The sequence below is a fragment of the Nocardia sp. NPDC050435 genome, from assembly GCF_040655395.1.
In the GTDB taxonomy this organism is placed as follows: Bacteria; Actinomycetota; Actinomycetes; order Mycobacteriales; family Mycobacteriaceae; genus Nocardia.
In genome coordinates, this window is sequence record NZ_JBFAJW010000010.1 from 184,837 (window position 1) to 198,313 (window position 13,477).

Here is a 13,477-nt window from a genome sequence, read left to right on the forward strand (position 1 = left end):
CGGCGAGCTCGAACTCGCTGTGCAATTTACACCGGCAACGCTCCCGCGGACCAGAGTCCTCGGTCTCCGTTGTTGTCGACCCACCCGGGCCGCATTCACCTAGACTGTTGCGCGGGAAGCTAGTTCGGCATTGCGCTGCAGAAACGTCCTTACGCAGGGACGACCGACGCGAGGAATTAGGGGGCTGGGGTGTCGGCAGAACCCGGGTTTGTTTCTGTCCATATGACAGGTTCGGAATGGTTCGCGGCGGCCCCCGGCGGACTGAACCGGTATTTCACCGACCTATTCCTGGCATTGGCCCGCAACCCCGGGGCAGCCGTCACCGCGGCGGCCTTCGGGGCGGCGCCGGCGGCCGCCGGCGCGAGATCCTGGGGGCCGCTGGGCGGTTCGACGGCGCACCGGGCGCGCACCGCGTTCCTCGATCGGCGCGAGCTGACCCGGGGCACGGTGCTGGACCGCCACTTCTCCCTCTACGGGCCCGCGGCCGTCGACCGGCGCGGCGGCCTGCCGCTGGTGGTGCACTTCCACGGCCCGTGGGCGGCCGAGAGCAAACTCGCCGGTCAACGCGAAATCGCGACGCGGGCAAAGTATCTCGTGGAGCGGCTGCGCTATCTGCGCGCCGATCGGTACGTCGTGCTCTCGCAGTACTTCCGCGAGGTCCTCGGTAATGATTACGGCGTTCCCGCCGATCGCATCGAGGTGATCCCTCCCGGGGTAGACCTGACGCGGTTCACCGCGAAACCGCCGCCCGCCGCCACCGGCGTGCGCACGGTACTGTGCGTGCGCCGCCTGGAGCGCCGCATGGGCATCGACAACCTGCTGCGGTGCTGGCCCGGCGTGCTGGCCGAGCACCCGGACACCCGGCTGGTGATCGTCGGCACCGGCACCGCCGAGGCCGAATTGCGCACGCGGGCAGCCCCGCTCGGGGATTCGGTGCGCTTCGCCGGGCATGTCGGCGACGACGAACTGACCGCCCTGTACGCCCGGGCCACACTGACGGTGGTGCCGACCGTCGCCCTCGAGGGCTTCGGGCTGATCGCGCTGGAATCGCTGGCCGCGGGGCGCGCGCCGATCGTCACCGACTGCGGCGGGCTCCCGGATTCGGTTCGGGGACTGGACCCTTCGCTGATCGTTCCGGCCGGCGACGCCGAGGCGCTCGGTGCACGAATCGTCAGCGCGCTCGACGGCGACCTGCCCGGAACCGCGAAATGCCGGGCGCACGCGGAGAGTTTTTCGTGGGATGTCACAGCCGAGCGCCATCTGACGATGTACCGGGATATCCGACGAATCAAGCGTGGCGGAGCGATGTGATGCGGGGTGGCGGGCGGCGGGACCACGGGCACACCCGAGTCCTCTTCCTGGCCCATACCGCCGCACCCTCCGGCGCCGAACTGGCCACCCTGCGGCTGGTCGCGGCGCTGGCCGCCGAGCCGGGATTCGCACCGAGCGTGATCTACACCGAGGACGGGCCGATGGTCGAACGCACGCGAGCGCGCGGGGTCGAAACCCGCGTGGTGCGTGGCGCTTTCGACAGCCGCGCGATGACCATCGGCTCGGGCCCGCTGCGCCTGGTCGCCGGTTTCGCGGCCCTGCTGCGGCTGGGGTGGGCGCTCGGCGGCGCGGCGCGCGAAGCGGACGTCCTGGTCGCCGAGAGCACCAAGGCGCTGGTGATGGGTCTCGTCGCCGCGCGGCGCGCGCGCATCCCCCTGGTGTGGCAGGTGCACGATCGCATCGCGGCCGACTACTTCGGTCGCCTGCCCACCCTGGTGATCCGCGCGCTCGGGCGCGTGGCCGCCCAGGGCTATCTGGCCAACAGCCGCGCCACGCTGGCCACCCTGTCCACCGGCCGCAAACCCGCCGTCGTGGCCTACCCCGGCGTCGAACTCGGCGCCGAGCAGCCCCGCGCGGCGCAGCGGCACCCCGACGAGGTGGTCGTCGCGGTGGTCGGCCGGCTCAGCCCCTGGAAGGGCCAGGATCTGCTGCTGCGCGCGCTCGCGGAGTCGAAAGTGCCGCCCCGCCAAGTCTTCCTGGTCGGCGGCACCTTCTTCGACGAGGAGCCCTACCGGGCCGGGCTGGAGCGCCTGGCCGCCGAGCTCGCGCTGCCGGTCACCTTCACCGGGCACGTCGAGGACCCCGGCACCTATCTGCGCGCGGCCGACGTGCTGGTGCACTGCTCGGTGCTGCCCGAGCCGTTCGGCCAGGTGATCGTCGAGGGCATGCACGCCGGGTGCGCGGTGATCGCCTCCGGGCCCGGCGGCCCCGCCGAAATCGTCACCGACGGCGTCGACGGCCTGCTCGTCACCGGCGGTGATCAACAGCAGCTCACCGCCGCCCTGGACACCCTCCTCCCCGATCCCGCCCTGCGGACCCGGTTGGCCGCGGCCGGCCGGGTCCGGGCAGCCGACTTCGCAATCGGCGCGACGGCGCGCACGGTCGCCTCTTTTCTGGAGCACCTGCGCCATGTCTGAACCCAAGCACCGCAGAGACGACGACACCCGCGGCCGCGCCGGCGGCGGCACGCATCGCGCCCAGGGCGCGCTCGGGCTGCTGCGCGACATCGGCTACGTCATGTTCGGCAAGTACGGCCAATACCTGATCACGATCGTGACGGTGCCGCTGATCGCCCGCCTGCTCGGCGCGCACGGCATGGGTCTGCTCGCGATCGGCATGTCCTCCTATTTCCTCGGCTCGCTGCTCGTCGATCTCGGCATCACCCAGTTCCTGGCCGCGCGGGTGCACGAGGCGGCCGACCGCCACGACGGCCCGGAGCGGCACGCCCACATCAACCAGCTGCGCGGCGATTACCTCGCGATCCGCGTCAGCATCCTCGCGGTCATCGGCTCGGCGCTGCTGCTGAGCCTGGTGGTCCCGCTGCCCGAGACGGTGCACATGATCCTGCTCGGGCTGTTCGCGGGCGGATTCTGGTCGATCTCGGAGGACTGGCTGCTGATCGGGCAGGGCCGCTTCGGCACCTCGACCGCCTATCAGGCGGTCGGCCGCATCGGCTATCTGATCCTGCTGCTCGCGCTGCTGCCCCGGCTGCCGAGCGCGCAGCTGGCGCTGCTGTGCCTGCTCCTCTCCTCGGTGCCCACGGTGGCGCTGACGTGGTGGGATTCGGTGCGCACCTACGGCAGGCCGTCCCGGCCGCACCTGTTCCGCGGCGTCTTGCGCACGGGCGCACCGATTCTCACCTCACGGCTGCTGGTCACCCTGTACGGCCAGGGCGCGGCGGCGGTGTATTCCGCAGTGCTGAACACCGTCGCGCTCGGCCTGTACTCGGCCAGCGACCGGCTGGTCCGCGCCATCCAATCCACCCTGGATCCCATCGGTTTCGCGCTGCTGCCGCGGATGGCTCGGCGCAGCGGCGACGAACGCTTCTGGCGCCACGCCCTGCAGGCGCTGGCACTGTGCGTGGGCGCGGCGACGCTGGCAGCCGGGGCGGTCTGGCTGGCCGCGCCCATGCTGATCCACCTGGTGTTCGGCAACGAATTCGACGCGGCCATCGCGCTGCTGCGGGTGGAGGTCCTCATCCTGCCCGCGACGACCGTGACCTCCTTCGTCACCACCGCCCTGCTCCCGGTACGCCAGGACACCACCGGGGTGCTGATCGGGGCGATCCTGGGCACCTGCGTCGCGGCGGTGGCACTGGGCATCGCCTTCCGCACGCATTCGGTGTGGACCCTGGTCTACGGGACGGTGGTCATCGAATGCACGGTCGCCGCTTGGTATCTGGTGCGCGTGCGCTGGCTCATCGTGCGCGAGCGCGCGGTCGCCTCCGTGCCGTCGCTGCGACAGGGGGCCTCGTGAGAATCCTCTATGTCGGCGACGACTGGGTCGGCAGCAACGCGCGCTCGCTGGCCGACGGGTTCCGTCAGGCGGGCCACGAGATCGTCGTGCTCGATTCCACCGCGGTGACGCTGCCCGCGCGCGGCTCGGCGCCCTGGGTCTACGCCAAACTCGCGCACCGGCGCGCGCCGTGGCAGGTCGAGCGGCTGCACGCCGCGATCGACGAGGCCGCCGCGGCCCTGCGGCCGGACCTGCTGGTCGTGTTCAAGGGCGTCCATCTGGATCAGCGCCGGCTGCTCGAGGTGCCGGCCCGGGTGCGCGTGCACTACAGCCCCGACGACGTCGCCAACCCCGACAACATCAGCGCCGACTACCTGGCCCACGAATCCGGCTGGGACCTGGTGGTCACCACCAAGCGGCACAACGTGCCCGAGCTGCGCGACCGCGGCGCCCGGGAGGTGCTGTTCGTGCGCAGCGCCTACGATCCCGCCTGGCACCACCGCACCGCCCGCCGCGGCACCCGGGAGTACCTGGCCGGTTTCATCGGCGTGTGCCGGCCCGATCGCCGCGACGATCTGGTCGAGCTCGCCCGCCGCTACGGCGAGCACATGCTGGTGCGCGGGCCGGGCTGGCGGCGGGTGCCGGAGCTGCGCACCACCGGCGCGACGGTCGGCGGGCCGGTCTACGGCCAGCGGTACTCGACCGTCGTCGCGAGCGTCACCGCCAACCTGGTGCTGCTGAACTCCGACAACCGCGACACCCACACCTGCCGCACCTTCGAGGTGCCCGCCGCGGGTGGGCTCTTCGTGGGCGAGCGCACCGACGAGCACGCGGAACTGTTGCGCGACACCGTCGAATGCCTGCTGTTCTCCGATCAGGACGAGCTGTATCACCTGCTGGAGTGGTGCGCCACGCATCCGGAGAAGGCCGCCGCGATCGCCGAGGCCGGGCACCGGCGCATCACCGCCGACGGGCACCGTTATCTCGATCGGGCGCGCGAGATCCTCGCCGCGGCGAGCGGGGGCGCGTCGTGAGCGCCGCCGCCGATATCGTCCTGATCGCGCTCGCGCTGCTCACGATCGTCGTCGCGGCGCTGCGGATTCCGGGTGTGGCGCGCGTATTCCTGATCGGCCAGGCCGCGTTCTGGTCGCTGTCCTATGTGGGGCGCCCGGTGGTGCTGCTGACCGTGCAGCCGCGGACGCACTACGGCGACAACGTGCCCGATCCCCGGCTGGCCGATCTGGGCTACGACCGCATCATGGCGCTGGTGCTCGATCACGTGGTGTTCGGGTTGTGGGTGTACGCGGGATTGGTGGTGGCCTACGCGTTCTGGGCGCATCGCCGTCCGGTACCCGCCGAGCCCGCGCTGACGGCGAACCCGGATTTCGTGCCCGCCCTGGGCACCATGTACGCCGTCGGCCTGCTCGGCCGCGCCGCGACCGTGGCCACCGGCTCGGCCGGGCAGGCCGGCGATGTCGGCAGCGCCAATCCGATCCTGAGTTTCTTCGCCATCATGGCGACGATCTCCGCCATGGGCCTGATCATCTTCCTGCGCCCGGTGCGGCAGCAGACGACCGTGCTCGTGCTGGGCGGTCTGCTCGCGATGGAGCTGCTGTGGACGGTGGTGGTCGAATCCAAGACCCCGATCCTGGGCGCGGCGATGGCCGTGGCCGTACGCTTCGCGATCCTCGGCTGGAGCCGGGCCAAGGCCTACGGTGTCGGCGTGATCGGCGTCGTCGGCATCGTCGGCTTCGGCTGGCTGCAATCGTTCAAGACCACCGAGTTCGCGAAAGCCGAAGCGACACTGGTGGATTCCCAGTATCCGGCGCCGGTGCGGCCGTTCCTTTCGATCCTGCGCCGTTTCGATCTGCTCGAAGCCGCCACCGACGCCTACTACCACGGCCCGGACTACTGGCTGACCGCGACCGAGGTGCTGCGCCACGGACTGCTCAGCCTGATCCCGGGGCAGCTGCTGGGCACGCAGAAGTTCCAGTCCGGGGTCGCGTGGGCCAACGACGTGCGCGGCGCGTCGGTGGACATGAGCCAGGTCTCGGTGTCGCTGGCCGAGGGCAATGTCAACGAGGGCTATGTCATCGGCGGATACACCGGCGTGGCGCTGGGCGCGGTATTCACCTTCCTGCTGCTGCTCGCCTGGGCGAAGGCCCTGTACTCCCGCTTCTTCCCGCTCGTCGTGCTGGCCCTGGCGATGACCGGATCCTCGGCGCTGTTCGAGCGCGGCTTCCTCGGCAGTATGGAGAATCTCGGCAAATTCCTGCAGGCGGCGGTCCTGGCCTTCCTGATCTACCTGGCGGTCAAGGAGTTCCGGCGCCGCGCGAAACCGCAGCGGTCCGCCCCAGACGTTCCAGCTCTTCCAGTAGGGAAACGAGGTTCCGCGCAATGGGATTGACCGACTATCTGAAAATGGCGCGGCGGCGCTGGCTGATCATCGTCGCCGTGCTGGCCGTGTGCCTGGCGGCCTCGGCGCTGTACCTGCGCGGGCAGCCCACCGTCTACGTCGCCTCCACCAGCACCTATGTCTCGATGGCGACCGGCACCTCGGTCAACGACTCCTATCAGGGCGGGCTGGCCGCGCAGGGCCGCGTGCGGTCCTATCTGGGCCTGGCCACCAGTGCCACGGTGGCGCAGCGGGTCATCGACGACCTGAGCATCAAGCTGTCGGTCGAGGAGGTGCGCGGCAAGGTCACCGCGTCCTCGCCGCCGGCCACCACGACCATCGTCATCTCGGTCACCGACGAGAACCCGCAGCTGGCAAGGGATCTGGCCAACACCGTGGTGGCGCACTTCCGCCAGCTGGTCGCCGAGCTGGAGACGATCGAGAAGACCGCCGCGCCGGCGGCCCGGGTGGAGGTCATCGACAAGGCCGAACTGCCCACCACCCCGGCCGGGCCGCAGGGCACCCGGATCTATCTGATCGGCTTGCTGGCGGGTCTGGCACTGGGCGGCCTGGCCGCGTTCGTGCGCGACCGCACCGACCGGACCGTGCGCACCTCCAACGACCTGGAAGGCGAACTGGGCGGCCGGGTTCCGATCCTCGGCATCATCGACGAGGGGCGGCCGGGTGCGATCGGCGAAACGCGCCGGCTGCGGACCCGGCTGCTGCGCGACGGGCCCGCCGCCACCGTGCTGGTGACCAGCCTGTCCCCGCATTCCCGGCCCGAGGTGGCCCAGACCTTGGCCAGATCCTTCGCCGACACCGGCCGCAATGTGGTGCTGGTGGACGCCGACACCTCGGGCGCCGGCAGTTCGCGCGAGGACACCAGCCCCGGCCTGGCCGCGGTGCTGCGCGGCGCGACGCCGGTCGCCGAGGCGCTCACCTCGTGGCCGGAGACCGGGCTCACCGTGCTGCCGCTGGGCGCCGCGGACACCCGGACCCCGGATCTGCTCGCCTCCGAGCGATTCGCCGGCACACTCGCCAAGCTGAGCACCGACTTCGACCACGTCGTGGTGGAGGTCGCGCCGGTGGCGCACGCCGCCGACGCGATCGCGGTGGCGCCGCTGTGCGAGCACACTCTGGGAATTGTCGAACTCGATGCCACCAATATCCCCCAATTGCGCGGCGCGGTCGCGACATTCGGCGCCGATCGGCTGACCGGCGCGGTAGCGTACAGCAAGCCTGGCAATGGCCTGAAACGGTTGATGGGAAAGACAATACGGAGATGACAGATGATGGTGTCGACCGCCGCAGAATGCTCGTCACCGCATTGGGCGCAGCCGCCGCGCTCCCCCTGGCGGCGTGCGCTTCCTCCGATTCTCCCGGCCTGGAATTCCGGTCACCGCACGTGACCGACGCGCCCTCGGCCAGAAACGTCAAGGATTTCGGCGCGATCGGGGACGGCGTCGCCGACGACACCGCGGCCCTGGCGCGCGCGGCCGACGTCGGTGACGCGTCACTGGTGCTGTATCTACCGGCCGGCAAATACCGGGTGACCGCGTTCCCGGCATTGCCCGATTACGCCACGGTGCTCGGTGACGGCGGCGACGTCTCGCTGATCACCTGCGACACCGACACGATTCTGATCGAGTTGCGCAAACAGAATCGGGTGCGGTTCTCCCGGCTCGGGATCTTCATGTCCGGGCCCGCCTCCACCGCGGTGCTGCTGTCGAACTGCTTCCGGTGCTCGTTCGACGCCGTGGTGCTGCGCGGCAACCACCTCAGCGACAACCACCCCAAATTCGTGCAGCAGCGCGGCGTGGTGCTCGAGGGCGACACCGGCGGCACCGCGTTCATCAACTGCGACATCAACAATTTCGGCACCGGGATCGTCACCTCCTGCATCCAGAACTACGTGACCTCGTCCAAATTGACCAGCAACTACGTCGGCGTGCTCGGCACCGGCAACGATCACAATGCCGGTCTGGCCCTGACCAACGTGGAATTCGTCTCCGACCGGGATCCGCGCACGACGGTGAACCACATTCGGGTCGACGGCGCGTCCAACGATTGGTGGCTGACCAATGTGTGGTTCGAGGGCGCCGAAATCGCGCTGTCCATCGGCGATTTGAAACGGGGCGGTCCGTCCCAGTTCGGCATGTCCAATTGCAAGGTCGCCGCGCGCGATGTCGGGGTGGACCTGATCTATTGCCGGCAGCCGTATCTGGCGAATGTCATCTTCGACAAGGATCTGGATCGCGCGCCCACCGATATCCGCGTCGATCCCACCGGCTGTCCCGAGGGCACCGCGATCAACCTCATCTCCACCAACGCCGACGACATCCGCCCGGGCGTCTTTCCCGACGGCTGGACGGTGATCAGCCGCGACAGCATGCACACGCCGTATTTCGCCGGGACGATGGTCGGGCGGGCCGGTGCCAGCGATGCCGACATCTTCCAGGCCCAGGGCCCCGACCGCGCCGTGCGCGCGGCCATTCTCGCCAGCGGCGCCTGGCTTTCCGAACGACCCGAGGCCGGTGTCGTCCTCAAGGACACAACCGGCGGATACTGGCGGTTGACCGTGTCGCCCGAGGGTGCGCTGGGCACGGCTCCGCTGGGACGCCAACGACCCAGGGGGTAACCAGTGCCCGACGGTGATTTACCGCTGTCCCGGATCCGATTGGGTCCGCGGCAGCTGCACTCCGCGACGGTGCGGCTGCGCCCGCCGCGGATCGACGACTACGCCCGGTGGCGGCGCATCCGGCTGCGCGACCAGCGCCACATCGAACCGTTCTGGACCAGCTCACCGCTGGCCTGGGCCGATCGGCACACCGGAAAGCTCTGGGTGCGCGAGGTTCTCGACTGTCGCGCGAACGCCCGGGCCGGCCGCGGGCTCGGCCTGGTGATCGAGGTGGACGGCCACCTGGCCGGGCAGATCGAGCTGGGCTCGCTCGCCGCCGGGACCGGGGAGCTGGGGATCTGGGTGGACGCGCGGCTGGCCCGGCACGGCATCGGCGGCCTCGCCGTCGCGATGATGCTGGACTTCGGCTTCGGCCGCGCGGGGCTGCACCGGATCACCGCGCCGATCTCCCCCGCCAACAAGGGCACGGCGGCCGGCGCCGCGGCGCTGGGCATGCGGCGGGAAGCGTTGATGGCGAACTACTTCGACGCCGGCGGCCGGCGGCGCGACCACGACCTCTGGGCGATCCTGGCCACGGATCTGCCGCCCGAGGGCGCGACCGCGAACTGGATCGCGCGGCACTCCGGCGACGCGCCGCTGCCCGCCCCCGAGGACGACCCGGGCACCCTCGGCCGCACCGCCGTGGCCGCCGCCACCGCCCGCTACTACGCGGGCCGTGCGCTGCACCGGCTGGACCCGTTGCGCGCGCCGCCCGGGGTGCGCCTGAGCGACCCGGCCGCACCCGGGATCGTGGTCCGCACCCGACAGCTCTCGGACTGGGCGCGGTGGCGTGACTGCCGGGTCCGGGCCCGGGAGCGGATAGCCCCGGAGGTCGCGGCCGAGCAGTGGCGCGCGCGGCACAGCCACGCGCGGTGGATCCGCGAATTCCTGCGCACGCGGGCGGGATTGCGCTCACCCACCGGATTGGTGCTGGCGATCGAGGTGGACGGGGTGTTCGCGGGCGAGGCCCGGCTCTTCGAGCTGGACATGTTCGACCGGAACGCGCGCGTCTTCGTGTGGGTGGAGCCGCCGCGCGACCACGTGCGCGAGACGGTGTTGCGGCTGCTGGTGGCGCACGGGCTCGGCGCGCTCGGGCTGCGCCGGATCGCGACCGAGATCGAGCCGGCCGACACGGGGTCCGCGGCGATCGCCGAGCGGATCGGGATGACGCGGGAGGGGCGGATGCGAGATTTCGTGGCGCTCACCGGACGCCGGGCCGACCACGATCTCTGGGCCGTCACCGCTCCCGTATGAACTCGGTCGGCCGCGCGCCCGTTCACCCAGGTAGGCAACGACGCGGTAACGAAAAGACAGCCGCAGCCGACGGGTTTACAGTGATCCGTAGATCCTTCGCGCACAATGCGATTGGCGATGCGGGCATTCGAGTGTGCGCGTGTGTATTCCACAGCCGAAGGAACCTCTCATGCAACCTGCGCCCAGCGAAGAACACTCCCGCCGCTTCACCCGCAGCACCGAATTACAGGCCAGGCTGCACGACCTCGTCCCCGGCGGTGCGCACACCTACGCGCGCGGCTCCGACCAGTACCCCGAGTGGAGGGCGCCGATCCTGGTGCGCGGGCAGGGCGCGCGGGTCTGGGATGTCGACGGCAACAGCTACGTCGAGTACGGAATGGGGCTGCGGTCGGTCACCCTCGGGCACGGGTTCGCCCCGGTGCTCGAGGCCGTCACCCGGACGATCGCCGACGGCGTCAGCTTCAGTCGGCCCACCGAGCTGGAACTGCTTGCCGCGCAGGACTTCCTGGAGCTGGTGCCCGGCGCGGACATGGTGAAGTTCGCCAAGAACGGTTCCGATGCCACCACCGCGGCGGTGCGGCTGGCGCGCGCGGCGACCGGGCGCAGCGTCCTCGCGATCTGCGACCAGCCCTTCTTCTCCGTGGACGACTGGTTCATCGGGACCACCGAGATGAACGCGGGCATCCCCGCCGCCGAGCAGACCGTGAAATTCCGCTACAACGACCTGCCCTCCCTGCGCGCGGCACTCCAGGCGGCCCCGGTCGCCGCGGTGGTGCTGGAGGCGGCCACGGCGCTCGCCGAGCCGGAACCCGGTTTCCTGGAGGGGGTCCGGGCGCTCTGCGACGAGCACGGGGCGCTGCTGGTCTTCGACGAGATGATCACCGGCTTCCGCTGGGCGGCGGGCGGCGCGCAGGCCGTCTACGGGGTGCGGCCGGACCTGTCCTGCTGGGGCAAGGCCATGGGCAACGGTTTTCCGCTGTCGGCGCTCGCGGGCAAACGCGAGTACATGGAACTGGGCGGCCTGGGCACCGACCGGGAGCGAGTGTTCCTGTTGTCCACCACGCACGGTCCGGAGACGGCCTCGCTGGCGGCCTTCCGCGCCGTGGTGCGCGAATACGCCACCGGCGACCCGATCGCGCGCATGGAGCAGGCCGGGGCGATGCTGGCGGGCGGCGTCAACGCGGTGGCCGCCGAATTCGGCATCGGCGAGCACCTGCGCGTGCTCGGGCGGCCCTCCTGCCTGATCTTCACGACCCGCGACGCCGAAGGGCAGCCGTCCCAGGCGTTCCGGACGCTGTTCCTGCAGGAGCTGCTGGAACGCGGTGTCCTCGGGCAGTCCTTCGTCACCTCGGCCGCGCACACCGCGGCCGACGTCGCCGAGACGGTGGCCGCCTGCCGGGAGGCCGCCGCCGTTTACCGCAAAGCCCTGGAACAGAACAGCGTCGAAGGTCTGCTGATCGGCCGGCCGGTCGCCCCGGCCATTCGCCGCCACGCGGCGCCGCGAAGATTGGAATCCCGATGAGTTCTCCGCGCATGGCGATCGTGCACGAACGCTTCACCGAGCTCGGCGGCTCGGAGACCTGCGTGGCCCAGTTCTTCGAGAACTGGCCGCGCGCGGAGGTTTTCGCGCCCATCGTCGAACCCGACAGCGTCCGGCCGCCGTTGCACACGGTGCACGACACCTGGCTGAGCAAGGCGCACTCCGCGCTCGGCCGCCGCTCGCATGCGCCGCTGCTGCCGTTCGTGCCGCGCGCGCTGCGCACACTGCCGCTGCGCGGCCGCTTCGACGCGGTGCTCATCAGTCACTTCGCCTTCGCCACCCAGGCCGTCTTCGCCACCGACGCACCCACCATCGCCTACGTGCACAGCCCCGCCCGCTGGGCCTGGGATCCGGCTTTCCGCGCGCAGGAGGCGGGCGGGCGCGCCGGGCAGGCCGCGCTGTCGGTGCTCGGCGAGTTCGCCCGTCGCAACGAACTCCGCGCGGCCCTGCACCTCACCCACGTCATCGCCAACTCCCGCGCCGTCGCCGAGCGCGTGCACGACTGGTGGGGCCTGACCGCCTCGGTCGTCAATCCGCCGGTGCACGTCGAACGCTTCACCCCCGACGCCACCGTCCCCCGCGAGGATTTCTTCCTCTACGCCGGTCGCCTGGTCCCCTACAAGCGCGCCGACCTCGCCATCCGGGCCGCGCAGCAGGCCGGGGTGCGCCTGGTCGTGCTGGGCGAGGGCCGCTTCCGCCCGCACCTGGAGGCCATCGCCGGCCCCGAGACCACCTTCCTCGGCGCCGCCCCGTCCGAGGTCCTGCTCGACACCTACCGGCGCGCCCGCGCGCTGCTCATGCCCGGCGTCGAAGACTTCGGCATCGTCCCGGTCGAGGCCATGGCCTGCGGGACGCCCGTCATCGCCGTCGGCGAAGGCGGCGCGCTGGATACCGTGCTGCCCGGCCGCAGCGGCGCGCATGTCCCGCACGGTCCCGACGACGCCGTCATCGAGGGGTTCGCGAAGGCGATGACGGCCTTCACTCCCGGCGACTACGACCCCGCCACCATCCGCGAGCACGCGCTCGGCTTCTCCCCCACCACGTTCCGCAACCGGATCGACCGCACGGTGGAGGCGGTGCTGGCCAGCTGACGGGTCACCGGGTGATGGTCACGCTCGGGCAGTAGTGCCGGATGGTGCCCAGGAGGGCGTCGGGGGTGGCGCGCAGGGCGGCCAGGGCGATGGTGTGCGGTGCGCGGATGCCGGGGAGGATGGTGAGGTGGGTCGCGGTGGCGTGGATGAGGGCGATCTCGGGCCAGGTGTAGCTGGTGGCGACGCCCTCGTGCAGGTACGTGAGACCGGTGGCGGTGAGCACGAGCCGCGTTGTGGTGCGCAGGATTTCGCGAGCCAGCCAGAGGCTGCCCAGACCGAGCGCCGTCCACAGCAGGCCGAGTACCCCGCCGAACGCGGCGCCGAAGTGATCGAAGGACGGGTTCGTGCGGTCGGCGACCGCGGCCAGCGCGGAGAGCACGACCAGGCCGCCGCCCCCGGCGAACACGACGCCGACGGCCAGGCAGAACCAGTAGTCGAGCAGACTCGCGTGCGACTGCCGATACGTTGTCGAGGCCCCGTACACCACCGCCACCGCCGAACCACCCGACGCGAACGGACCACCCGCCCGCCGATCGCCCAGTCTACGGCGACCGGGCGCGGCATCGGCGGTTTCTCCTCCGCCGCAGGAAGTTTCCCGCACGCGCGGTAACTGCGAAACCCTGTCACATATACCCCCTGACCTGGGCGTACGGGGTGACCAGTTCCACACCGCGTCGTTTTGCCGGAAACCCGTCGCGGCTATTACAGTTTCTAATCAGTCGGGATGAACATGT

General features: G+C 70.9%; 11 protein-coding genes. 10 read left to right on the top strand and 1 reads right to left on the bottom strand.

What is annotated here, in order from left to right:
• The first annotated feature begins 222 nt into the window (after nucleotides 1-222).
• The 10 genes from AB0I43_RS29125 to AB0I43_RS29170 all read left to right on the top strand — a co-directional run bounded on the left by AB0I43_RS29125 (nucleotide 223) and on the right by AB0I43_RS29170 (nucleotide 12,743).
• Nucleotides 223-1,311, top strand: a complete 1,089-nt coding sequence (locus AB0I43_RS29125; RefSeq protein ID WP_356981141.1) for a glycosyltransferase family 4 protein — start codon at nucleotides 223-225, stop codon at nucleotides 1,309-1,311.
• A complete protein-coding gene (locus AB0I43_RS29130; protein WP_356981143.1) occupies nucleotides 1,311-2,468 on the top strand; it encodes a glycosyltransferase family 4 protein in 1,158 nt (385 codons plus the stop codon). Before AB0I43_RS29125 ends, AB0I43_RS29130 begins: the two co-directional genes overlap by 1 nt.
• Nucleotides 2,461-3,807, top strand: a complete 1,347-nt coding sequence (locus tag AB0I43_RS29135; RefSeq protein WP_356981145.1) for a lipopolysaccharide biosynthesis protein — start codon at nucleotides 2,461-2,463, stop codon at nucleotides 3,805-3,807. The genes AB0I43_RS29130 and AB0I43_RS29135 overlap by 8 nt, the downstream gene beginning before the upstream one ends.
• Nucleotides 3,804-4,820, top strand: coding sequence for a glycosyltransferase (locus AB0I43_RS29140; protein WP_356981146.1), 1,017 nt, complete (start codon nucleotides 3,804-3,806; stop codon nucleotides 4,818-4,820). The genes AB0I43_RS29135 and AB0I43_RS29140 overlap by 4 nt, the downstream gene beginning before the upstream one ends.
• Nucleotides 4,817-6,193: a hypothetical protein gene (locus tag AB0I43_RS29145; RefSeq protein ID WP_356981148.1), complete on the top strand. Its 1,377-nt coding sequence runs from the start codon at nucleotides 4,817-4,819 to the stop codon at nucleotides 6,191-6,193. Before AB0I43_RS29140 ends, AB0I43_RS29145 begins: the two co-directional genes overlap by 4 nt.
• Nucleotides 6,184-7,467: a protein tyrosine kinase gene (locus AB0I43_RS29150; RefSeq protein WP_356981150.1), complete on the top strand. Its 1,284-nt coding sequence runs from the start codon at nucleotides 6,184-6,186 to the stop codon at nucleotides 7,465-7,467. The genes AB0I43_RS29145 and AB0I43_RS29150 overlap by 10 nt, the downstream gene beginning before the upstream one ends.
• Nucleotides 7,464-8,819, top strand: coding sequence for a glycosyl hydrolase family 28-related protein (locus AB0I43_RS29155; protein WP_356981152.1), 1,356 nt, complete (start codon nucleotides 7,464-7,466; stop codon nucleotides 8,817-8,819). The genes AB0I43_RS29150 and AB0I43_RS29155 overlap by 4 nt, the downstream gene beginning before the upstream one ends.
• A gap of 3 nt (nucleotides 8,820-8,822) precedes the next feature.
• Entirely contained in the window at nucleotides 8,823-10,112 is a 1,290-nt protein-coding gene (locus AB0I43_RS29160; protein WP_356981153.1) for a GNAT family protein, read from the top strand.
• Between the two features lie 169 nt (nucleotides 10,113-10,281).
• Nucleotides 10,282-11,634, top strand: a complete 1,353-nt coding sequence (locus AB0I43_RS29165; protein WP_356981154.1) for a glutamate-1-semialdehyde 2,1-aminomutase — start codon at nucleotides 10,282-10,284, stop codon at nucleotides 11,632-11,634.
• Nucleotides 11,631-12,743, top strand: a complete 1,113-nt coding sequence (locus tag AB0I43_RS29170; RefSeq protein ID WP_356981155.1) for a glycosyltransferase — start codon at nucleotides 11,631-11,633, stop codon at nucleotides 12,741-12,743. The genes AB0I43_RS29165 and AB0I43_RS29170 overlap by 4 nt, the downstream gene beginning before the upstream one ends.
• A 4-nt stretch (nucleotides 12,744-12,747) precedes the next feature.
• Here the strand turns inward: AB0I43_RS29170 and AB0I43_RS29175 are convergent, their stop codons facing one another.
• Nucleotides 12,748-13,236, bottom strand: a complete 489-nt coding sequence (locus AB0I43_RS29175; protein WP_356981156.1) for a hypothetical protein — start codon at nucleotides 13,234-13,236, stop codon at nucleotides 12,748-12,750.
• Between the last annotated feature and the right edge of the window lie 241 nt (nucleotides 13,237-13,477).